The 21492-nt window shown below is 72.9% G+C and carries 21 protein-coding genes; 11 read left to right on the top strand and 10 right to left on the bottom strand.

Translation table 11 applies throughout. The features are described 5' to 3' along the window. Positions 1–16: 16 nt before the first annotated feature. The gene (locus ACLJOU_RS16770) at positions 17–394 is read right to left on the bottom strand and encodes a MerR family transcriptional regulator (protein ID WP_410568282.1); all 378 of its coding nucleotides are present in this window, start codon (positions 392–394) and stop codon (positions 17–19) included. 64 nt (positions 395–458) lie between these two features. Between ACLJOU_RS16770 and ACLJOU_RS16765 the strand changes: the two genes are divergently transcribed. Beyond that, positions 459–1622, top strand: a complete 1164-nt coding sequence (locus ACLJOU_RS16765) for an MFS transporter (RefSeq protein WP_410568280.1) — start codon at positions 459–461, stop codon at positions 1620–1622. Positions 1623–1671: 49 nt separating this feature from the next. Here ACLJOU_RS16765 and ACLJOU_RS16760 read toward each other — a convergent pair whose 3' ends face one another. Continuing rightward, the gene (locus tag ACLJOU_RS16760; protein WP_410568278.1) at positions 1672–2874 is read right to left on the bottom strand and encodes a glycoside hydrolase family 18 protein; all 1203 of its coding nucleotides are present in this window, start codon (positions 2872–2874) and stop codon (positions 1672–1674) included. A gap of 144 nt (positions 2875–3018) precedes the next feature. On the opposite strand from ACLJOU_RS16760, the gene ACLJOU_RS16755 reads away from it, so the two are divergent. Then, on the top strand, positions 3019–3408 hold the full coding sequence (locus ACLJOU_RS16755) for a hypothetical protein (RefSeq protein WP_410568276.1): 390 nt from the start codon (positions 3019–3021) through the stop codon (positions 3406–3408). On the opposite strand, the gene ACLJOU_RS16750 is transcribed toward ACLJOU_RS16755, so the two are convergent. Beyond that, positions 3402–4745 carry a pyridoxal phosphate-dependent decarboxylase family protein gene (locus ACLJOU_RS16750; protein WP_410568363.1) on the bottom strand — a complete coding sequence of 448 codons (1344 nt, stop codon included), beginning with the start codon at positions 4743–4745 and terminating at the stop codon, positions 3402–3404. The genes ACLJOU_RS16755 and ACLJOU_RS16750 overlap by 7 nt on opposite strands. 104 nt (positions 4746–4849) lie before the next feature. Here ACLJOU_RS16750 and ACLJOU_RS16745 point away from each other — a divergent pair, with 104 nt between their 5' ends. After that, positions 4850–5383: a GNAT family N-acetyltransferase gene (locus tag ACLJOU_RS16745; RefSeq protein WP_410568274.1), complete on the top strand. Its 534-nt coding sequence runs from the start codon at positions 4850–4852 to the stop codon at positions 5381–5383. Here ACLJOU_RS16745 and ACLJOU_RS16740 read toward each other — a convergent pair. Further along, complete coding sequence (locus ACLJOU_RS16740) at positions 5373–5840, bottom strand: nitroreductase family deazaflavin-dependent oxidoreductase (protein WP_410568361.1); 468 nt, start codon at positions 5838–5840, stop codon at positions 5373–5375. The two genes, ACLJOU_RS16745 and ACLJOU_RS16740, sit on opposite strands and share 11 nt — an antisense overlap. 82 nt (positions 5841–5922) lie before the next feature. On the opposite strand from ACLJOU_RS16740, the gene ACLJOU_RS16735 reads away from it, so the two are divergent. The 4 genes from ACLJOU_RS16735 to ACLJOU_RS16720 all read left to right on the top strand — a co-directional run bounded on the left by ACLJOU_RS16735 (position 5923) and on the right by ACLJOU_RS16720 (position 8203). Further along, a complete protein-coding gene (locus ACLJOU_RS16735) occupies positions 5923–6180 on the top strand; it encodes a hypothetical protein (protein WP_410568272.1) in 258 nt (85 codons plus the stop codon). Between the two features lie 96 nt (positions 6181–6276). Then, entirely contained in the window at positions 6277–7455 is a 1179-nt protein-coding gene (locus ACLJOU_RS16730; RefSeq protein WP_410568270.1) for a PucR family transcriptional regulator, read from the top strand. A gap of 56 nt (positions 7456–7511) precedes the next feature. Beyond that, complete coding sequence (locus ACLJOU_RS16725) at positions 7512–7991, top strand: DUF2975 domain-containing protein (protein WP_410568268.1); 480 nt, start codon at positions 7512–7514, stop codon at positions 7989–7991. Continuing rightward, complete coding sequence (locus tag ACLJOU_RS16720; protein WP_410568267.1) at positions 7991–8203, top strand: helix-turn-helix domain-containing protein; 213 nt, start codon at positions 7991–7993, stop codon at positions 8201–8203. The genes ACLJOU_RS16725 and ACLJOU_RS16720 overlap by 1 nt, the downstream gene beginning before the upstream one ends. Here the strand turns inward: ACLJOU_RS16720 and ACLJOU_RS16715 are convergent. After that, on the bottom strand, positions 8200–8670 hold the full coding sequence (locus ACLJOU_RS16715; protein WP_410568265.1) for a MarR family winged helix-turn-helix transcriptional regulator: 471 nt from the start codon (positions 8668–8670) through the stop codon (positions 8200–8202). The genes ACLJOU_RS16720 and ACLJOU_RS16715 overlap by 4 nt on opposite strands. 87 nt (positions 8671–8757) lie before the next feature. Between ACLJOU_RS16715 and ACLJOU_RS16710 the strand changes: the two genes are divergently transcribed. Further along, positions 8758–9165 (top strand): RidA family protein, encoded by a 408-nt coding sequence (locus tag ACLJOU_RS16710; protein WP_410568263.1) that lies wholly within the window; start codon positions 8758–8760, stop codon positions 9163–9165. Positions 9166–9290: 125 nt separating this feature from the next. Here the strand turns inward: ACLJOU_RS16710 and ACLJOU_RS16705 are convergent, their stop codons facing one another. Beyond that, complete coding sequence (locus tag ACLJOU_RS16705) at positions 9291–9788, bottom strand: hypothetical protein (protein ID WP_410568261.1); 498 nt, start codon at positions 9786–9788, stop codon at positions 9291–9293. A gap of 269 nt (positions 9789–10057) precedes the next feature. Between ACLJOU_RS16705 and ACLJOU_RS16700 the strand changes: the two genes are divergently transcribed. Next, positions 10058–11128 (top strand): DUF3068 domain-containing protein, encoded by a 1071-nt coding sequence (locus ACLJOU_RS16700; protein ID WP_410568259.1) that lies wholly within the window; start codon positions 10058–10060, stop codon positions 11126–11128. Here the strand turns inward: ACLJOU_RS16700 and ACLJOU_RS16695 are convergent. Next, a complete protein-coding gene (locus tag ACLJOU_RS16695) occupies positions 11125–11883 on the bottom strand; it encodes a class I SAM-dependent methyltransferase (RefSeq protein WP_410568258.1) in 759 nt (252 codons plus the stop codon). The genes ACLJOU_RS16700 and ACLJOU_RS16695 overlap by 4 nt on opposite strands. Positions 11884–11980: 97 nt before the next feature. On the opposite strand from ACLJOU_RS16695, the gene ACLJOU_RS16690 reads away from it, so the two are divergent. Next, positions 11981–13213 (top strand): glycosyltransferase family 4 protein, encoded by a 1233-nt coding sequence (locus tag ACLJOU_RS16690; RefSeq protein WP_410568359.1) that lies wholly within the window; start codon positions 11981–11983, stop codon positions 13211–13213. Between the two features lie 896 nt (positions 13214–14109). Here the strand turns inward: ACLJOU_RS16690 and ACLJOU_RS16685 are convergent. After that, on the bottom strand, positions 14110–14292 hold the full coding sequence (locus tag ACLJOU_RS16685) for a hypothetical protein (RefSeq protein WP_410568256.1): 183 nt from the start codon (positions 14290–14292) through the stop codon (positions 14110–14112). A 3-nt stretch (positions 14293–14295) separates the two neighbouring features. Next, a complete protein-coding gene (locus ACLJOU_RS16680; protein ID WP_410568254.1) occupies positions 14296–15978 on the bottom strand; it encodes a hypothetical protein in 1683 nt (560 codons plus the stop codon). 70 nt (positions 15979–16048) lie between these two features. On the opposite strand from ACLJOU_RS16680, the gene ACLJOU_RS16675 reads away from it, so the two are divergent. Then, positions 16049–17251, top strand: coding sequence for a polysaccharide biosynthesis protein (locus ACLJOU_RS16675; protein WP_410568252.1), 1203 nt, complete (start codon positions 16049–16051; stop codon positions 17249–17251). A 173-nt stretch (positions 17252–17424) separates the two neighbouring features. Here ACLJOU_RS16675 and ACLJOU_RS16670 read toward each other — a convergent pair whose 3' ends face one another. Beyond that, positions 17425–21435 carry an alpha-(1->3)-arabinofuranosyltransferase family protein gene (locus ACLJOU_RS16670; RefSeq protein WP_410568250.1) on the bottom strand — a complete coding sequence of 1337 codons (4011 nt, stop codon included), beginning with the start codon at positions 21433–21435 and terminating at the stop codon, positions 17425–17427. Positions 21436–21492: the final 57 nt, after the last annotated feature.

The raw sequence follows: 21492 nt of genomic DNA, 5'->3' as shown, positions 1-21492 counted from the left end.
GGGCCGGGCGTACCGCTCACGCCGGCTGAGCGCCGTCGTACGCCCGGACCGCGGCCAGGTACTCCCCGATCGCGTCGCGGTTGCGCAGCAGGCATTCCGCCCGCCGGGTCATCCGGTCGCGTTCGGCTTCCAGCGTCGCGATCATCTCCGGGGTCGCGTCCGGGAAGTAGATCGCCCGTGGCTTGTCCAGGCACGGCAGGATCTGCTTGATGATCCGGGTCGGCAGGCCGGCGTCGAGCAGGCCGCGGACCTGGATCACCCGGTCGACCGTCGGTTCGTCGTAGTCGCGGTAGCCGTTGGGGCCGCGGCCGGCGATGATCAGGCCCTGCTCCTCGTAGTACCGGAGCAGGCGGCGGGACGTGCCCGTGCGCTCCGCGAGTTCGCCGATCCGCATGTGCGCCACCTCACAGTCTCCGCGGTAGACCTTCACATCTGTGTGAGGGTTCGAGCATAGCGGCATGACGAGCCTCCGCACCCGCACTCTTCCCCTGACGGCCCTCCTCGCCCTGACCACGGCCGCGTTCGTCACCGTGCTCACCGAGGCGCTGCCCGCCGGCGTGCTGCCCGGGATGAGCGCCGGCCTCGGCGTCGGCGAATCGGCGGCCGGCCAGGCCGTGACGATCTACGCGCTCGGCACCGCGCTGACCGCCATCCCGCTGTCCGCCGCCACCGCACGGTGGTCGCGCAAACGCTTGCTGCTCACCGGGGTGGCCGGGTTCGCCGTGGCAAATACCGTCACCACCCTGTCCGCGGACTACGCGCTCACGATGGTGGCCCGGTTCGTCGCCGGCGTGGCCGCGGGCGTCGTCTGGGCGCTGCTCGCCGGCTACGCGCGCCGGCTCGTGCCGGGCAACCAGGGCCGCGCCATCGCGATCGTGATGGCGGGCATCCCCCTGGCGCTCTCCCTCGGCATCCCGGCCGGGACGTTCCTGGGCGGCCTGCTCGGCTGGCGCTGGGCCTTCGGCGTGATGTCCGCGCTCGCGGTGGTGCTGCTGGGGTGGATCGCCGCCGCCGTACCCGACCGGCCCGGGCGGGCGAGCGGCCGGACGCCGGTCCTGCGCACGCTCACCGTCCCCGGCGTCGTGCCCGTGCTCGCCGTGACGCTCGTGTTCGTGCTGGCGCACACCGTGCTCTACACCTACATCGCCGCCTTCCTCGCCCACGCCGGCTTGGGGGACGCGGTGGACGTCGTCCTGCTCGTCTTCGGCGTCGCGTCGATGGCGGGCATCGGCGTCGTCGGCGCCCGGATCGACCGCGCGCTGCGGCCGCTGATGGTGCTCAGCACCGTCGGGGTCGCGATGGCCGCCACGCTGCTGGCGGTGTTCGCGAGCAGTCCGGCGGCGGTCTATGCGGCCGTGGCGCTCTGGGGGCTCGGCTGGGGCGGCGTCCCGACGCTGCTGCAGACGGCGGCCGGGAACGCGGGTGGCGAAGCGGCGGACAACGCCCAGGCCATGCTCGTGACGCTGTGGAACGCCGCGATGGCGGCGGGCGGGGTGGCCGGCGGGGTCCTGCTCGACGCGGCCGGGGCGGCGTCCTTCCCCTGGACGCTGCTCGTCCTCCTGCTGCCGGTGCTCGCCGTCGTCCTCGGCGCGCGTCGGCACGGGTTCCCCGCTCGGTCCTGAGTGGACGAAGGGCCCGGACGCGCTCGCGCCCGGGCCCTCCAGCTTGTGATCAGCAGCGGCCCGCGATGGCCCGCAGCAGTTCGGCGTTCGCCGTGTCGCCGGACAGCTCCCAGGCGAACACGCCGCCGAGCCCCTGCGACTTCGCGTAACCGGCCTTCGCCGACGCCGTTTCGGGCGTGTCGTAGCTCCACCACTGCGAACCGCACTTCGCGTACGCCGTACCGGCGACGCGGCCGTTGGCGGGGCACTTGGTCTTCAGGACCTTGTAGTCCTCGACGCCGGCTTCGTAGGTGCCCGGAGCCGGGCCGGTGGCGGTGCCGCCCGGCTGCTTCTGCGTCACGCCGTCCCAGCCGCGGCCGTAGAACCCGAGACCCAGCAACATCTTCGCCGGCGGAACGCCCTGGTGCCGCAGCTTCTGGACGGCCGCGTCGGCGTAGAACCCGGCGGTCGGGAGGCCCGGGTAGGCGCGCAGCGGCGAGTGCGGCGCGGTGGGGCCGGTCGGGCTGGCACCGGCGACGAAGTAGTCGTAGGTCATCACGTTGTACCAGTCGAGGTACCGGCTCGCGGCGCCGTACTCGGTGGCGTCGATCTTGCCGCCCGCCGAACCGTCCGCGGTGATCGCGGCGGTCACCAGCTGGCGCCCGAACTTCGCGCGCAGCGCCTTGACCAGCCCGGTGAACGCCTTCGGGCCGCTGGTGTCGCAGGTGTTCCCGCAGGCGTTCGGGTACTCCCAGTCGACGTCGATGCCGTCGAAGACGCCCGCCCAGCGCGGGTCGTTGACGAGGTTGTAGCAGGATTCGGCGAACTTGGCCGGGTCCTTCGCCGCCTCGGTGAACCCGGCCGACCAGGTCCAGCCGCCGAACGACCACAGCACCTTGAGCTTCGGGTGCAGCTTCTTGAGTTCGAGGAGCTGGTTGAAGCTGCCGTGCAGCGCCCCGGCCTCGGTGCTGTCGGCCTGGCCGCTGACGCTCGTGGCGGCGTCGTAGGGCATGTCGTGGTCGGCCCACGGGTCGCCGACCGCGCACCCGCCGCCGGTGACGTTGCCGAAGGCGTAGTTGAGGTGGGTCAGCTTCGCGGCCGAACCGGACGTTTCGATGTCCTTGACGTGGTAGCCGCGGGCGTAGACGTCCCAGTCGGCGAAGTAGGCCATCACCTTGCCCTGGTGCTGTCCGGCCTCGGCGGGTGGCGCGACGACGGCGGCGCCGGCGAGCGCGAGCGCGACGATGGCGATGCGTTTTCTCCTGCGGAGCACGGAATTCTCCTCACCGGCCGGGCGGGCGGACGTGCCGAGGCTAACAGGTCCAGACCACTGCGGACCAGAGCGAATCGGGGTGGTCAGCGCCTTTCGCGGTACCTCCGCAGCCGGGTCCCGATTCACGCGTGCGATGATCGGCCGATGACCGAGTTCGGCTGCGCCCGCTGTTCCGGCGAGGACGCCCTGACCGCGCTGGCCTTCTGCACGACCCGGCTGGACAAGACCCACCGGCTGGTCGAGCGGTCCCGGTTCAGCGTTTCCCTGCGCCGGTGCCCGGAATGCGGCCAGTCGTTCGCCGCGATCTTCACCGAGTTTGTCGACCGGGCCGGCGAAGACGCGCAGTACTTCGAGTTCGTCCCGCTCACCACGGCCGAGGTTTCCTCGCTGGCCGCGCAGGGCGCCCAGGTGGACCTCGCCGAGCTGGGCGCGCTGGGCAGCGTGCGGCGCCGGCTGTCGTCGAGCTGGCCGACGGGCGGCGAGAAGGAGATCGCCTGGCGGACGGACTCACTTTCGGTGCGCGAAGGTCACTGAGCCAGGCGGAGGATCGCAGCGGCACCGCGGTCGACGTCGGCCTCCGTCGTCGACCAGCCGGACACCGAGATCCGCAGGTACCGGCGGCCGCGCCAGGTGGTGCCGCCCAGCCGGCACGTGCCGTCGTCCTGGACCTTCCGGATGAGCTCGTCGGTGTCCCCGCGGACGGACACCAGGACCTGGTTGAGGACGACGTCGTTGCCGATTTCGGCACCGCCGTCGGCGAGTTTCCCGGCGAAGCGGCGCGCCAGCCGGCACGAGCGGCCGACCAGCTCGGCGACGCCGTCGCGGCCCAGCTCCCGCAGCGCCGCCCAGACGGCGAAGCCGCGGGCCCGGCGCGACGACTCCAGGGTGAGGTCGCCCATGCCGGACACCTCCCCGGCGCCGGTGAGGTAGGCGGCCCGGTAGGCGATCGCGGCGGCGTGGACGTCCGGGCGGGCGCAGAAGGCGAACCCCGAGTCGTACGGGACGTTCAGCCACTTGTGCCCGTCGCAGGCCCAGGAGTCGGCGAGGTCGATGCCGTCGAGGAGCGGCCGCGTTTCCGGGTTGGCGGCGGCCCAGAGCCCGAAGGCGCCGTCGACGTGGATCCAGGCGTCGCCCACGGCTTGCCGGGCGGCGCGCAGGTCGTCGCACGCGCCGGTGTTCACGTTCCCCGCCTGCAGGCAGACGATCAGCGGCCCGGTCCCGGCCGCGCACACCCGGCCGAGGTCTTCGACGTCGATCGCGCCCTGCGGGCCGGTGGCCACCGGTTCGACGGCCGCGGTGCCGAAGCCGAGCAACCGCAGGGCGCGGTCGATGGTGGCGTGCCGCTCTTCGCTCGCGACGACGCGGACGCGCGGGGCCCCGGAGAGCCCGTCGCGCTCGACGTCCCAGCCCGCTTCGGCGAGGACGTGGTGGCGGGCCGCGGCGAGCCCGGCGGTGTTCGCGGCCTGGCCACCGGTGACGAACCCGGCGGACGCGCCGGCCGGGATGCCGAGCAGCTCCTTGAGCCAGCCGCCGGCCACGTCTTCGGCAGCGGCCGCGGCGGGCGAGAGGACGGCGTTGAACCCGTTCTGGTCCCAGCCGGCGGCAAGGACGTCAGCGGCCGTGGCGGCCGGGAGGGCACCGCCGACGACGAAGCCGAAGAAGCGGGGCCCGGCGGTGGCGACGAGCCCGGGATCGGCGGCGCGGGCGAGCTGTTCGAGCACTTCGGACGGAGCGGTCGGGTGCCGCGGGAGCGGACCGCCGAAGCCGGCCCGCAGGGCGGCGGCGTCGATCGGCCGGGCGACGGGCCGGTCCGCGAGGGAGGCGCGGTAACCGGCGGCCAGCTCGGCGGCGCGGGCCAGGAGAGCGTGCAGTTCGTCCACGAGCCGACTCTAGGCCGGGTCCGCGCCGGAGCGTGCCGTCCGGCGTTCACCTTCGGGCGGGAACAATCGGCGGTCTCCCGGCGTAGCGTCCTGGTATGGAGACCCCGTTGAGCACCGACCGGCTCGTGATCCGGGACTGGACGCCTGCCGACGCCGAAGCCGCGTTCGCCGTCTACGGCGCGGAAGACGTGACGCACTGGCTGACCCCGGCCATGGACCGCGTCGGCGACATCGGCGCGATGCGCGCGGTGCTGAACGCCTGGCAGGAAGCGCAGCCGAACCTGCCGCCGCCGCGCGGGCGGTGGGCGATCGAGCGCAAGGAGGACGGCGCGGTGATCGGCGGCCTCGGCATCCGGCTGCTGCCGCCGTTCGAAGAGGACCTCGAGCTGAGCTGGCAGCTCGCCCCCGGCGTCTGGGGCAAGGGCTACGCCTCCGAGGCGGCGACCGCGCTGATCGGCTGGGCCTTCACGCAGGACACCGAAGAGCTGTTCGCCGTCGCGCGGCCGAACAACACGCGGGCGATCGCCGTCGCCAAGCGGCTCGGCATGCAGTGGGTCGGGGAGACCGACAAGTACTACAACCTGCGGCTGCAGGTGTACCGGATCCGGCACACCGACCTCATCGACTGACCGGCTCCAGCAGGAACACGCGGATTTCGCGGTGCTCGGCCCGCACGGCGTAGCGGTCGTACGCGGGCCAGTACGCCGCGACCGCGTCCCACGTCTCCCGGCGCTCGTCCCCGGTCAGGAGCCGCCCGGTGACTTCGATGGTGCGGCCGTGCAGCGCGACCGTCGCCTTCGGCTGGGCCAGCAGGTTCGCCGACCACGCCGGGTGGGCCTCGCCGCCCCAGTTCGAGCCGATCACGACGTACCCGCCGGCCCGCTCGACGTAGAGCAGCGGCACCTGGCGCGGCTCGCCGCTGCGCCGCCCGATCGTCGTGAGCAGCAGCGTCCGCAGCCCGACCGCCGCGCCGACGCCGACCCGGCCGCCGCTGATCCGCAGCAGCACCCGGTCGGCGGGCACGAGTGCCCGCCCGAGCACCGCGAACGCCCTGCTCTTGCCGAACCCGGCGAAGACACCTCGCAAACCGGTCACGGCGTGATCCTAGGTCCGGCAGAGCGGGCGATCATGACCCGCCCCGAAGACGGTCGAGATCGCGCGGAACCAGGTGCCCGCCGCCCGGTTCGAACGCGCGGACATACGTGAACTGTCCTTCGAGGACGCGACCTGGGACGCGTTCTCGATGCTGCAGCCGCCCCGGGCCGAACCACCCGGTCCGGGCGTCCAGCTTCGCCGCCGGTCCGCTCGAGGAGCTGCTGCGGGAGGGCTGGAACCCGCCCGCGAGGAGGAAGCCGAGTTCGTGCCCGACCACGACGACGCCGGCCCGGAGCCGCACGTCCACCTCACCGCGCGCACGCCGGCCTGAGCCGTCGAGACCACCCTGCCGTCGACCATCCGGCGGAGCTGAATTTTGCTCAACTTCGTGCATGTCCCGTGCGGCGGACCCGAGCTAAAGTGAGGGATGGGCATCGACGCTCTGGCCAGGCCGGTACCTCGCGAACACCGCGAGCTCGTGCGCGAAATGCTGGCCAGGCTCCCCGAGTTCGCCGATCGCCTGGCCCGGCTGCTCAGCGAGCAGGACGAGTTCTACCGGCAGGTCGAGGACGTCGCCCCGGGCGAACTGCGGCAGGTCTGCCGGGCCAACCTCGAACGCGCGCTGACCGCGCTGGCCGAAGGCCGCGGCCTCGCCCTCGACGCCGCCCGCAAGACCGGCCTCGCCCAGGCGCGCCAGGGCATCCCGCTGCCGGCCGTGCTGCGCGCCTTCCGGATCGGCGGCACCTTCGTCTACGAAGGCCTCCTCGAGCTCGCCGGCCCGGAATTCCTCAACCCGACCCGGACGATCGAGATCAACTCCTACGTCTGGAAGGCGATCGACCTCTACTCCGACGCGCTGACCACGGCGTACGACCAGGTCGCGGCCGAGCCGTCGCACGCGGACGCGCGGCTGCTGGACGACCTGCTGCGCGGCCGGCTCGCCGGCCAGGCGGACATGGAGGCCGCGGCGCGCGAGCTGGGCCTGCCGACGGCGGGCATGTTCGTCGCCGTCGTCACCGAACGCGTCGAGCCGGACGAGCACGACAGCGTCGAGGCGCTGCTGCGGGCGCGGCGCTGGCGGTCGGCGTGGCGGCCCGGCGGCGAGGCCGGCCTGGTCGCGATCGACCGGATCGAGGACCTCCGGCGGCTGCGCGAGGTCCTCGGTTCGCTGCCGGTGGCGGCCGGGATGAGCCGGCCGTTCAGCGGGTTCCCCGACGTACCGGACGCCCTGCACCGGGCCCGGATCGCCCGCCGCTCGCTGCCGTCGGGAACGGCCGGGGTGGCGGTGTTCGGCGACTCGCCGGTGACGACGCTGGTCGCGGCCGCGCCGGAGATGGCCCGCGAAGTCGTGCGGTCGGCGCTGGCGGGCGTGCTCGCGCTGCCGGGTGCGGAACGCAAGGTCCTGCTCGACACGCTGCTCGCGTGGTTCGCCGGCCACGGCTCGGCGAAGGACGCCGCGGACCGGTTGTTCGTGCACCCGAACACGGTCCGCTACCGGCTGCGCCGCGTGCAGGAGCTGACCAAGCGCGACCTGAGCGACCCCGTGGACATCGGCGAGCTGTACGTCGCACTCGAGTCCGTCCGCTTGGAGCCGGCGCCGAGTTGATCGAATTTCGATGTCCACCGATTGACTTTCGATAGGTATCGCGCGATAGTCGGCGCATGGTTACCGAGAAGTGGGCCGTGGCCGCGCTCCGGGTGTTCCTCGTGGTGCTGTTCGGCGTCCTCGTCGTGTTCCAGACGCTGTCGCTGCCGGGCGGAATCGCCTACCACGCGCAGCAGAACCCGCACGACGCGCCGCTGCGCTGGCCGCTGACCGCCATCGCGGTCTTCCTGGTGCTCTGCGTGGAAGTGGTGGTCGTCGCGACGTGGAAGCTGCTGACGCTGGTCAAGAAGGACCGGATCTTCACCACCGCGTCGCTGAAGTGGGTCGACGTGATCGTCTGGGCAGTCGCCGCGGCGTGGCTGGTGCTCGCCGGGATGCTGCTCTTCGTGGGCTTCAACGCCGATGACCCGGGCATGCCGATGCTGCTGTTCCTGGTGACGGTCGCGACCACCGTGCTCGGCCTGCTGATGGTGGTCATGCGCGCCCTGCTGCGCCAGGCGACGGCGCTGCGCTCGGACCTGGAAGCGGTCATCTGATGCCGATCGTCGTGCGCATCGACGTCGAACTGGCCAAGCGCAAGATGAGCGTCGGGGAGTTCGCCGAGCAGGTCGGGCTCACGCCGGCCAACGTGGCCGTGCTGAAGAACGGCCGCGCCAAGGCGGTCCGGTTCAGCACCCTCGAAGCGATGTGCCGGGTCCTGGACTGCCAGCCCGGCGACCTGCTGGAGTGGGTCGAAGACGAGGCCTAACCCAGGTCGGCGGGCCGCACCCGCAGCTTGGCGGCGATCCGGGCGAGCGCCTGCTGATCGGCCGCGGTGAGCGGGTCGAGGACGTCAAGGACACTGCGGACGTGCGTGGGCGCGGCCCGCTCGACCACCTCGAACCCGGCGTCGGTGAGGGTGACGAGGGTGTACCGGCCGTCGCCGGGATCGGGCGTGCGGCGCACCCAGCCGCGGTGCTCGAACCGCTTGACCACATTGGACAGCCGGGACAGCGATCCGTTGGCCAGGTAGGCGAGTTCGCTCATCCGCAGGCGGCGCTCCGGCGCCTCCGAGACGTGGCTGAGGGTGAGGTACTCGAAGAGCGTCAGGCCGGCTTCGTGCTGCAACGGCGCCTCCAGCCGGCCGGGGAGCAGCAGGATGAGCGACACGAGCCCGGTCCACGCTTCCTTCTCGGCCGGGCTGAGCCAGCGCGTGCCTTCTTGATCCGTGGCCATACCGGGAGCCTATCCACCGCGGGATGACTTCATGCTTGAAGTCGTGCTAGGTTGACTTCAAGCATGAAGTGAACGGAAGGAATCACCATGTTCTTCGTGACCCCGGGCTACGGCCCCCGCCACCTCGCGGCCCTGCACTACAGTCAGGCGGTCCGCATCGGCGACCGGGTCGAAATCTCGGGCCAGGGCGGGTGGGACGACGACACGGTGTTCCCCGCGGACCTGGAGCAGGAGATCATCCAGGCGTTCGACAACGTCGAGCGCACGCTGGCGACGGCCGGTGCCACCTGGGCCGACGTCGTCGCCGTCGATTCGTTCCACATCCCGACGGCGGCCGACACCATCGGCGACGACCACACGCGGGTGATGGTGGAGCAGTTCCGCAAGCGGATGGGCGACCGCGCACCGATCTGGACGCAGCTGGGCGTGGCGGCACTGGGCGCACCGGGAATGCGCGTGGAGATCCGGGCGACCGCGATCACCGGCCAGCACTGATCCCCGCCCGCCCCCACCCAAGCGCCCCAAGGCGGCCTTCGGTGCGTCAGACGCACCCAAGGCGGCCTTCGGTGCGTCTGACGCAACCAAGGCCACATTGGGGCGCTCGGGGACCGGGGGTGGAGCTAGGCCGCGTCGGCCTCGACCAGGCGGGCCAGCTCCAGCAACGTCTCCTCGAAGCCCGGACCCGCCGTCAGGGCCACCGTGAGCGGGCCGCCGCGGCGGTGTCTGCCCACCGGCAGCGTCACCGCCGGTTCCGTCCATTGCGGACGATCCACACCGGCCGAAACCACCACGTCCGTGCGGGCCGGGCGGTGGCGGCAGCCGCCCGCGTCGAGGTCGAGCACCACGTTGCCGTGCAACGAAAGCAGGGCCGCCACGTCCGCCACCGCATCGCGCAGCTCGCGGTCGGCGATCGAGTCCGAATGGGCGCCGATCGCCGGCCGGGGCGGGTCGGCGTCGCGGGCGAGGCGGGGCACGATCGCGCCCAGATCACCCGAAGCGCACGTCAGCACCCGGATTCCGGGCACGCCCGCCCAGGGGTCGGTGAGGGTGATCCCCGCGCTCGCGGCGGCCGCCACGATCCGGGCCCGCCAGCGCGCGGTCGCCGCGATGGCGACCATCGATGGGTCCTGGAGCAAAAGGGGCGTTCTCCTTCACGGTCGGGCGCGGCGGCGGGGATCGTCCGATGGTGGGCCCGCGCCCGTTGTGCTGGGGAACAAACATGTTTGGCCCCTTGGTCCGAACGGCGGCGCCCGTGCGACCTTCCGGTCGCACCGGACATCTGTGACCGCCGGTCACACTTTGACGCGCGACGTGGCGCGGGCCACTATCCGTGCACCTGATTACCGCCGGGTAATTTGCGTGTCCGGAGTACGACCCAGGAGGACCGTTGCGACGAGCTTTGGGCCTGATCTTGCTGGCGCTGGGGGTCTTCGCGGTCGCCGGGGCGGTGCTGCTGCCGACCTACGTCTACCCGAAGCTCGCCAAGGTGCCGCTCGACCAGGATTCGACGTCGGTGCTGGAAGGCACCGCGAGCAAGGTCCTCGCCGTGACCGACAACGGCGCCGGCCCGGTGACCGAGATCCGCAAGGACGCGAAGCTGACCGCGACCGCCCGCGTCCAGGCGAACTTCGCCCGGCCCGAGATGCACGAGGACACCGACTACGCGGTGTGGCTGCTCGGCGTGCAGGTCAAGGACGACGCCGACGGCACGGTGCTCAGCGCGAGCAAGCGGCAAGTCTGCTTCGACCGGCGCACCGCCGAGGGCTACGACCCGCGCGGGGACGCGGACCCGAAGTGCACCAAGGAAAGCAGCTACGTCACCGAACTCGGCGACAAGGCCGACAAGGCCGGTGCCAAGCCGCCGGAGCAGAACGTCTACAAGGCCCAGCCCGGTCTGAACTTCAAGTTCCCGTTCGCCACCGAAAAGAAGGACTACCAGGTCTACGACGACAACACCGGACAGGCCGTCACCGCCCGGTACACCGGCACCGAAACGGTGAACGGGATCGAGACCTACAAGTTCGTCCAGGACATCCCCGACACGAAGCTCGAGACGAAGTCGGTGCCCGGGTCGCTGGTCGGCGCCACCGGGTCGGCCGTCGACGCCGACCTGTACTACCGCGGTGTCAACACGATGTGGGTGGAGCCGGTCACCGGGGTCGAGGTCAAGCAGCAGCAACAGCAGCACCAGGAGCTGCGGCCCGCCACCGGCAACCCGACCGTCGTGTTCGACGGGACGCTGACCTACAACGCCAAGACGATCGCGCAGATGGTCGACCAGATCGACGCGAACAAGGGCAAGCTGGAGTTCCTGTCGAGCACGGGCCCGCTGTGCCTCGGCATCGGCGGCGCGGTGCTGATCCTCGTCGCGATCTACCTGCTGGTCCGCCGGCGCCCGGCCGCCCCGCCGGCCCCGCCGCGGCGGCGGCAGCGGGTGCCGGTGGGCGCGGACCGCTAGCGCCTGCGCATTACCAGGACCAGGTTCCAGGACGCGATTTCACGGAGGCCGGGAATCCGCACGATCCACATCGCCCAGCTCGGGTGGTAGCGCGGATACCCGGCCACCAGATCGGCCAGCGGTGACTTCTTCGCCCAGCGGAGTGCGGCGCCGACGGAAACCGGGAAGAGGCTTTCCCCGAATTTGTTCTTCGGCTGCTTCCCGAGTTTCCTGGCATAACGCTGCCGGGCGTAGTAACCGCCGAGGAAGTGCCACGGCGCCGTCTCGTGGCCGCCCCACGGCGAATACCACGGCGTGAACGACGCGAAGACGGTGCCGCCGGGTTTGGTCACCCGGCACATCTCGTCGAGCATGACCCACGGCTCGGCGACGTGCTCCAGCACGTTCGACGAGTAGCAGACGTCCACGGACCCGCTGCGCATCGGCAGTTCCGTGCCGCTGGCGCGGATCATGTTCTCCCCCGGCTCGCCGCGGGCGGACAGCTCGCCGACGTCGGGGTCCAAGCCGAGATAGACCGCGCCGGCCGCGCGGAAGGCGTCGGAGAAATAACCCGGGCCGCCGCCGACGTCGAGCACCGTGCGCCCGGACAGCGGAGCGTGCGCCGCCAATTGCCGGACCGAGTCGGCGGCGAGTGCGGAATAGAAGCCGTCCGGGTCGGTCTGTTCGGTGAGAAATGTCCGGAACAGGGTGACGGAACGGCGGAGCGTCGCGCGGTGGGGCTGCGCCGTCGCGACGAGAACCGGATTACCTACCATTGAACCGTCGCTTTCCCGAATACGTTCATCTAGGGTGTACGCACCAGTAACCTAGCACCGTCGCTACAGTTTGGATAACCCGATGGAACGTCCTCGTGTGCTCCTCCTCAACTGGCGCGACACCGGCCACCCCGAGGGCGGCGGGTCGGAGCGGTACGTCGAGCGGATGGCCGAAGGGCTGGCCAGAGCGGGGTACCGGGTCGAGATCCAGTGCGCGGCCTACCCGGGCGCGACGGCGGGCGAGTGGCGCGACGGCGTCCGGTACCGGCGGCGGGGCAACAAGTTCAGCGTCTACGCGCACGCGCTGCGCGCGATCCGCCGGTCCCGCGCCGACCTCGTGGTCGACGTGCAGAACGGGATGCCGTTCTTCGCGCGGCTGGTCGCCGGCTGCCCGGTGCTGGTGCTCGTGCACCACGTCCACGAGGAACAGTGGATCAGCGCGCTCGGCGAGACGCTCGGGCGGATCGGCTGGTGGATCGAGTCGCGGCTGGCGCCGTGGCTGTTCCGCGGGTGCCGGTACGTCACGGTTTCCGAGGTCACCAAGGCGGAACTGGCGGAGCTGGGCGTCGAGCGCGAGCGGGTGACGGTGGTGCCGAACGGGCTGGACGCTCCGCCACCGTGCGCGTCCGGACGGGACAGTGAGCCGATGCTGGTCGCGGTGAGCAGGCTGGTGCCGCACAAGCGGATCGAGCACGCCATCGACGTCGTGGCGCGGCTGGGGCGGCGCTGGCCGTCGCTGCGGCTGGAGGTCGTCGGCCAGGGACCGTGGGACGAGGTCCTGCGCGCCCACGCGGCTTCGCGCGGGGTCGCGGACCGGGTCGTCCTGCACGGCTGGGTCGACGAGCAGGCCAAGCACGAGATCCTCGCGCGGTCGTGGCTGCACCTGTGCCCCTCGGTCAAGGAGGGCTGGGGCATCGTCATCATGGAGGCCGCGGCCCACGGCGTGCCCTCGGTCGCCTACCGCGCGGCCGGCGGCGTGACGGAGTCCATCGTGGCGGGCCGCACCGGACTGCTGGCGGACGACTTCGACGATTTCACGGCCCAGGTGGACACGCTGCTGGCCGACGGCCTGCGACGCGCGCACATGGGCCTGGCGGGCGCCGAGCGGGCCGGGAAGTACAGCTGGGACACGAGTGCCGGGCAGTTCGAGTCACTGGTGCGGGAGGTCGCCGGGAAGCCGGTGCCCCGCCCGCGAACCCTGGTCCCGTACCGCGGCCCGGAACTCGCCCAGCAAGCGGACAGCGGCCGCCTCGTCGAAGTCCTTGCGGCGGGCCCGCACCGTGACCGTGGTCCGGCCGCCGGTCGTCGCCACGCCGAACGCCACGCCTGAGCGGCCGCTCGCCGCCGGGTGGAACGCCAGCGTGCGGACCTTCTCCCCCGCGGAGACCACGCCGAGGTTCGACACCAGGAACGTCGACCCCAGCCTGCCCGCCAGCAGCCGGGTGCCCAGGCGGGCCAGGCGGCTGCTGCGGGCCGGGAAGTCCGGCTCCGGCGGCTGGGCCGCCAGCACCGCGGCGACGTCCGCCCCACGGCGCAGCCGCAGCCGGAAGAACGCGCTGTCGTGCACCGGTTCCGGCGCCGCACCCGGCCGTCGTGACGCGCCCAGTGCCGCCACGACCCGCGCCGTGCGGGCGCCGTGCGCGCGGTTCCAGCGTTCCGTGGCGTGCGCGGCCGCCGCGACGAATCCCGCGGCCCCCAGCCGCAGGCACGGCTCGTCAGCGGCCGCGAAGACGTCCCCGGCGGCCGCGAACCCGCCGTGCGGGGTGATCCGGCCCGGTGGCGCGAAAAGCGCCTCAGCGAGCCGCTGGAGGGCCGACAGGGCAAAGGGTTTGCCGCCCGTGCGTTCGCCGATACCCCGCGCTCCCGAGGAAACCGGGACGTCGAGGAGGATGCCGAGCAGGGACAGCAGGCCGAGGCCGTCGAGCGCGCCGTGGTGGGCGGCGATGAGCAGAACCGGACCGCCGGCGGCGACGCGGATCAACGGCGCACCGCGTTCGTAGGGTGCCGAGGCGAAGCGGTCCCGCACCGTGGGCAGGTCGGTGATCCGCTCGATCTGCGGCACCACACCGAGATGCGGGTACTGCTGGACCGCGGCCGCCAGGCGCGCGCGGAGCTTCTCCGGTTCGGGTGCGGCCGCGACGAGCTCCGCTTCGAGGAGGATGCTCCAGGAAACGGTGGGGTCGCCGTAGAGCCCGACGACGCGGTGGGCGTGGTCGGAGGCGAGCGTCAGCGGTCCCCGTAGATCTTGAGCGGGTGGTCGGCCGGGTTGTACTTCACCTGCGCGTTGAGCTTTTCCTGCACCGGAGCCGCGGTGTCCGGATCGGCGCTGGTGATGAGGGCGAAACCCCCCGCTGTCGCCGCTCCGCCGCCGATGATGACGGCGACGATCACGCCGATGACCGTGCCCACGTGTCACTCCTTCCGCGGCGGGAGAATCCTGCCGCGGCCCAATGTACGCATCGGTAACATGCGGCACAACACCGCGACGCACAGCAACGTGAGCGCTACTCCGTTCGCCAGCAAGGCCGGCGTCCACGAGATCGCTTTCACCGCGGGCACACCCGGGGTCCGGTACAGCGTCAGCCAGTCCCCCGACCACACCGGCGCCGCGTCGGCGAGCAACCGCGGGTCGACGTAACCGGGTGTCCCGTGCTCGACGAGGATCCAGCCGATCCCGGCGGCGGTGAGCTCCTTCGCCGACGTCGCCGCGCGGACGTCGCCGATCCGCGGGTCCTCGCCGGTGATGCGCTCGGCGCCGACCTGCAGGGTGTCGTCCACCAGCACGGGTTTCGGCAGCACGCGCGGCGCCGGGTCGAGCTGGGTGCGGTCGTCGTTCCAGGCGAACCCGCGGAACGCCGAGAGCGGCAGCACGAGCACGTCGCCGGGCCGGTCGCCGAGCTCTTCGGCCACCGCGCGCCAGTCGGCCGGGTACTGCGCGGTGCCGAGCCGTCCCCAGCCGCCCCACGCCAGGTCCGGCATCGTCAGCAACGGGAAGACGACGGCCGCCGTCACCAGGGCGACCCGGCCCCGCCCGGTGTTGAGCTTCGCCGCGGCGGCTTCGACGGCCAGCGCGAAGCCCAGTGCGAGCGGGAGAGCCCACCACGCCACCCACTTCTGGGCGTCACGCAGCAGTCCGGCGCCGGGCACGTGCCGGGTCGCCGCGGTGAGGACGGCATGGCCGCCCGGCAGCGTCGCCAGCGAGGCCAGGAGCACACCCAGGACGCCGAGGGCGGTCAGGGAACGGACCGGTGCCTTCCCCCACCGCTTCGCGAGCGGCCGGAGCCCGGCGATCGCGAGCGCGACGACGAGGAGCGTCAGCACCGGCACCAGCGGCACGGCGCGGCTGCCGGGCACGGTTTCGGCGTTCCAGATTCCGCCGAGCCCCAGCACGCTCAGCAGGGCGGGCCCCCAGCTTTCGGCGCGGGCGCTGAACGCCGTGACGCCGTCCGGGTCGGAGAACGTGCCGCCCGCGTTGAGGAACGTCGGGACCAGCCACGGCAGGTTGAGCGCGATGGCGAGCGGGACGGTCTGCCAGAGCCGCCGCGAGCCGGCGGCCACGACCATCACGGCGGCCGCGAGGACACCGCCCGGCGGAGTCAGGACGGCCGGGGCGCAGGCGAGCACGAGTCTCGGCAGGGCACCGGGTTCGCGCTCGCGCGCGGCGAGCCCGGCGCCGGCGATCCACGGCAGGCACGCGTAGGTGAGCAGCAACGGCCAGTGCCCGATGAACAGCCGTTCCGCGAGGTAGGGCGTCCAGGCGTAGGCCGTCGCGGCGACGAGCCGGGTGCCCAGGTGCTCGGTGGGCACGAGCCGGCCCGCGCCGAACGCGGCGAAGAAGAAAGCCAGGAGCAGGACGATCTTCTGGACGATGTCACCGGGCAGCACGGTCGTGGCGAGCGCGACGGCGGCGTCGGCCGGGACCGAGCGCGGCAGCGTGCCGCCGATCCCGAAGGCGTCCGGCACGAAGTACTGCCGCGGTGCGAACACCATGTCGTAGCTCAGGACGAACCCGCGCCCGAGCAAGGGCGCGCACACGGCGAGCGCGAGCGCGGCGGACAGCACGGGGAGGGCCGCCCGCCTGCCCGGTGCGTTCACGGCCCTTCCTTTCCGTTGCGTGCGCGGTTAGGGTCCCTGGTCATTACCCGCCGGTAATGGGAGCCCGCCGTTGAGCGTAGACACCGAAGTCCCGGCGCGGACCGGCAACCGGGTCGCGGCGATCCTCGTCTCGCTCGCGCTCGCGGGCAACAACGCGGCCAGCTACGTGCTCAGCCTGGCCGCCGCGCGGCTGCTGGCACCCGGCGCGTTCGGGGAGCTGAGCTCGCTGCTGGCGGTGCTGGTGATCGGCGTCGTGCCCGCGATGGGCCTGCAGACGGTGGTGGCCCTGCGGGTGGCGCGTTCGCCGTCGCCGGCCCGGGGTTCGCTGTTCGCGCTCGGCCTGATGACGAGCGCGGTCGTCGCCACGGCGGCGTTGACGCTGAGCCCGCTGCTGGTGCTGCTGCTGCACCTCGGTTCACTGGCCCCGGCGCTGCTGGTGACGGCGGCGCTCGGGCCGTTGACGCTGCTGGGCGTGTTCCACGGACTCCTGCAGGGCAGCCACCGGTTCGCCGTGCTGGCCGGCCTGATCGCGCTGGAGGGCGTGGGCAAGGTCGGCGGTTCGCTGGCGGGGCTGGTCGTTTCGGGCACCCCGACCGGCGCGCTGGCCGGAGCGGCGATCGGTTCGCTGGCGGTGGTCGTGGCGGGCTGGCAGATCTGCGGCCGTCCGCGGCCGCGCTGGGCCGACCGCCACGGCGGCGAGGTGCTGCACACGGCGCAGGCGATGCTGGCCCTGGTGCTGCTGGTGAACCTGGACCTGGTCCTGGCCAGGCACACGCTGGCGTCGGCGGAGGCGGGTGAGTACGCGCTGGGGGCGATCGTCACGAAGATCGCGTACTGGCTGCCGCAGGCGGTGGGGGTGCTGGTCCTGCCGCGGTTCGCGGTGGCCGACGGCCGACGGCGGGCGCTGCCGGTGGCGCTCGCGGTTTGTGCCGGCCTGGACGCCTTGGTGCTGCTGGTTTCGCTGGTGCTGGGACCTTCGCTGCTGGCCGTGATCGGCGGGTCCCGGTACGCGGGGAGCACGACGCCGGTGTGGCCGTTCGCGCTGGCGGGTTCGCTGCTGGCCCTGGTCCAGATCCTGCTGTACGCCCGCCTGGCGGACGGCGACCGCCGCGTGACGGTCCTGATGTGGTCGGCGGTGGCCGTGGAGGCGGTGCTGATCACGACGTGGCTGCACGGTTCACCCACCCAGGTGGTCACAGCGGCTGCGTGCACCGCGGGGGCGTTGGCCGCGGCGGGGGGGATCTTGGAGTTGCGGCCGCGCAAACCGGCCTGAGCAGCCCCCGTCTTCCACGCTACCGTCCGGCGCCGACACTTCCCTTCTCCGCAGTTCCCGGGTCCCGTGCGCCCCCAATGTGGCCTTGGTTGCGTCTGACGCACCCAAGGCGGCCTTCGGTGCGTCTCACGCACCGAAGGCCACATTGGGGCGCTTGCCGGGAGGGGAGGGGGTCAGGGGGTGGGGTTGGTGGGGTTTTCCTTGCGGGTGAACCAGTCCACGCAGGTGGCCACCGTTGCGGCCGCCGCCAGCAGCAGGGCCGCCTGGGTCACCGGGCCGTACGCCCACTCCTGGCCGTGGCCCAGTACCCGGCCCGTCACCGACACCGCCGCCGCCGCGGCCATGCCGCCGAACGCCAGGAACCTCGGGGCGCGCTCGGAGAACTGGCGGGCCAGCAGGCAGGCGATCAGCAGCACCACCGGCAGCATCCCGCCCAGCGCCACCAGCAGCCCGATGAGCGCGACCGGGGTCCACGAGCCGCCCGGGGCGATCGCGACCCGGCGTCGGCGCGCCGGCCACGCCACGCCCACCAGCAGCACCAGCACCGCCGCCGCGCCGATCAGGAGGCTCAGGCGGTAGTGCGCGTCCGGGGTGAACGACAGCGACACCACGCCGCCCGCGCCCGCCGGGACCACCCACGCCTGCTGCCAGCCGTCCACGCGGGTGCGGGTCAGCTGCTGTCCGTCCAAAGTGGCCGTCCAGCCCGCGTTCGCGTTCTCCGGGACCGCCAGCACCGCCTCCGCGCCCGGTCCCACCGTGACCGACCGCGAGGCCGCGCCCCAGTCGCCCACCTGCACCGCGCGGTGCACCGGCGGCGGCGAAACAGCGGCCGGGCGCAGCCACAGGTCCTGGACCACGAACGACTCCGACCGGTCCGTCCGCAGCTCGTGCCCGCCGGCCGGCAGCACGATGCCGCCCTCGGAGTCGCGGCACATCCCCAGCGCCAGCGGCCGGTGCGCGGTGAGGTCGGACAGCTTGCCCCGCACCGACGTCCGGTAGTCGAGCCCGTCCAGGTGGACGTTCGGCCCCGACCCGCACGGCACCGAGAACGCCGGGTCCGGCGCGGGCAGCAGGTCGTCGCTCCCGGACAGCGAAAGACTGCCGATGCCCACCACCGCACGCGCCGCGGGATCGTCGTCGTCGCCCGGCAGCACGATCTGCAGCTGGTCGGTGTCCAGCGGCTCGAAGGTCGCCGACCCGCTCGCGTCGAGCTGCACCGTCCGCGTCCCCGACCGGCCGGTCAGCTGCACCTGCCGCGGTGCGCGGGCCCCGCTCGACGGCGAAACCTCGATGCGCAGCCCGGAAATCCGCTTCGGCGACGGCCAGCCGAGGGTCAGCGCCGGCCGCAGATCGGTGACGTCGGGGCGCCACGCCGTGCCCGGGTCGCCGTCCACGGCCGCGAACCCGCCCGCCGCCGGGTCGCCGCCCAGCTGGGACGTCGAGGCCACGGTGACGCCGGGCAGCGACACCGGGTTGCGGCCGCCGCCCGCGGGCAGCACCGTGCCGCCGACCAGGTACGTCTGCTCGGCCGGCGTGCTGAACAACCGCCGGATGCCGTCGGGTTCCTCGCCGTCGCGGGCGGCCGAGGCGTCGCAGCGCACGGCGTCGCCGACCGGCAGGCAGGCGAACCGCGGCTGGGCGCCGCGCGTGAACGCGAACCCCGGCGCCGGGCCGGTCGGCAGGTCCGCGGGCACCTCCAGGGCGCGCTGCGGCTCGGTGCCCGGGATCTTCAGCTCCGCGATCCCCACGTTCCCGTCCTGCCGCCCGACCACCAGCGAAAGCAGCGTCACGCGCACCTTGCGGGTGACGCCGGCGGCGACGGAGTACTCGTGCGGCCCGGCGCCGCGGATCACCTGCTGGTCGACCGAGCCGTTGTCGGTCGTGATCCGGATCCGGGTCGCCGGCCAGCCCACCCGCAGGTCGTCGACCAGTTGCAGCTGGAGGGAGGTCACCAGCCGCGGGGTGTCCAGTTCGACCTCGAGCCACTGCCCGATCGGCCCCGTGAACGAAGACGAGTGCCACGCCGTGCGCGGGTCGCCGTCGATCGCGGCGAACGGCTGGTGCGAGGGGTCGGACCCGCCGAAGGCGTCGGCGAACGACGCCGCCGTCGAGGCCGTCACCGCACGGATGCCCCGGTAGGCGGCCACGGTCTGGTGCTCCTGGCCCGGGAACGGCAGCAGGTCGCCTGCCGCGCGTTGCTGGCGGTAGGCCTCGCCGGCGGTCAGGGTCTGGCTGAGGTTGTCGCGGACGCCGCCGACGTTGCGCTCGGCCCGGCGCAGGCCGTCGGTCACCAGCCGCGGGCCGCCGGGCGACCCGCCGTCGCCGGTGAGCACCGCCGGCGTCGCCGGGTCGAGCTGGCCGGAGTCGATCAGCGGCAGCAGGTTCTCCGGGCCGCCGCTGACCGTCGGGACGTCCGTCGCCGACGTCGCGGTCACGAGCGGCACCGGCTTCCGGACCTCGTAGACCTCGAGCGGCCCGAACTGGGCCGCCTTGGCGATGCCCGGCGACCCGGCGAGCCCGGCCCGCAGGGTCGCGACGGGCGGGGCCGCGGTCCGCGCGCGGTCGATGTCGTTGCGCAGCAGCAGGAACCGGTACCCGGAGCGGGCGAGCAACGCGGCGAGCCCGGCGTCGCCGCGGCCGTCGGCCAGCGCGGCGTCCACGGAGTCCATCAGCCGCGTGTTCCCTTCGGACCCCAGCGGCACCTGGTTGCGGACCGCCCACGGGCTGCGCGCGATCGCCTGCGCGGGCTCATCCACCGTGCGGCCCCACTCGTACTCGCCGAACCCGGTGGCCGGCAGCAGCAGCGTCCGCGCGTGCGGATCGGCCTTGGCGACGTAACCCATGGCGTCGTACCAGTAACCCGGCACCGCGTCCCAGCCCGGGCCGGAACGCAGGTTCAGCAGCCACGCCGGCGCGGCCATCACCAGCACCAGCAGCAGGCCGACCGCGGGCCGCAGGAACCGCCGCGCGCCGGGTACCCGGGCCGGACGGGAGATGCCGTGCGCGAACGCCAGCATCAGCGGCAGCCGCAGCACCGGCTCGAACTTGTGCACGTTGCGCAGCGGGGCCAGGGGCCCGTCGAGCAGGTGCCGGACCTGCTCGGCCAGCGGGCTGTCGAGCGAACCGACGTAGCCGACGGTCAGCAGCGTCAGCCCGGTCACCACGCCGAGCACGAGGAACCGCCGCTCGGGCAGGCCGCGCCGGGTCAGCCCGAACAGGCCGACCCCGGCGACGAGCCCGGTCGCGAGCATCAGCACCGGGTTGTCGATCAGCGACCAGCCGCCCGGCCACCACGGCGTGCCCTGCACGACGTAGGCGACCCACTGGTTGGTCCCGCGCAGCACCTCGAACAGCGACATCGGCGCGGTCGTGTTCGTCGCCGACTCGATGTAGTCCAGGAACGGCAGGCTGTACTCGCCGAGCAGCAGCAGCGGCAGGATCCACCACAGGGTCGCGCCGACGACGAAGACGAACCACCACAGCACGAGCTCGACGTGCGCCCGCGTCCAGCGGCGGGTCAGCAGCCACAGCCCGGGCAGGACGAGCGCCATCACGACCATCGCGCCGTTGACCCCGCCCATGGCCAGCACGGCCAGAGCGGACAGCCCGGCGGCCCGCCGCGGTGAGCCGATCGCCCCGGCCCGCACGAGCGGCACCAGGACCCACGGCAGCAGCACGGCGGGCAGCATTTCCGCGGACAGGCCGCCGATTTCGGTCAGCATCCGCGGGGCGAGCGCGTACCCGAGCGCGCCGATCAGCCGCGTGCGCTCGGTGCCGATCTTCATCGCCCGCGCGAGCAGCAGGGCACCGCCGAACGCGGCGCTGAGCAGGACCGCGCCCCACAGCCGCTGCGCGATCCACGCGGGCACGCCCACGGCCTGGCACAGGGCGAAGAACGGGCCCATCGGGAAGAGGTAGCCGTACGCCTGGTTCTGCAGCTCCCCCGCGGTGGCTTCCGGGTTCCACAGGTGCAGGGCGCGCCCCAGGAAGGCGAGCGGGTCGACGGCGAGGTCGAGTTTGGTGTCGAACGTCGTCTTCCCCGGCATCTGCAGGAACGACAACGTGGTCAGGGCCAGCACGATCCAGGTGCTGGGCCGGCGGAAGAACGCGCCCACCGAAAACTTCCGGGCGCCGCCGGAGGGCGGGGCGTCGTCCCGGGACCGTTCGCGGGTGGCGGTTACCATCCGGTAGATACTAGGCCGAAACCTGGCTACCATGTGCCGACAGTTTTGCAGAAGGCA

This window comes from Amycolatopsis sp. cmx-4-61, from assembly GCF_046548775.1.
Lineage (GTDB): Bacteria > Actinomycetota > Actinomycetes > Mycobacteriales > Pseudonocardiaceae > Amycolatopsis.
This window is presented reverse-complemented; position numbering and strand designations above follow the sequence as displayed.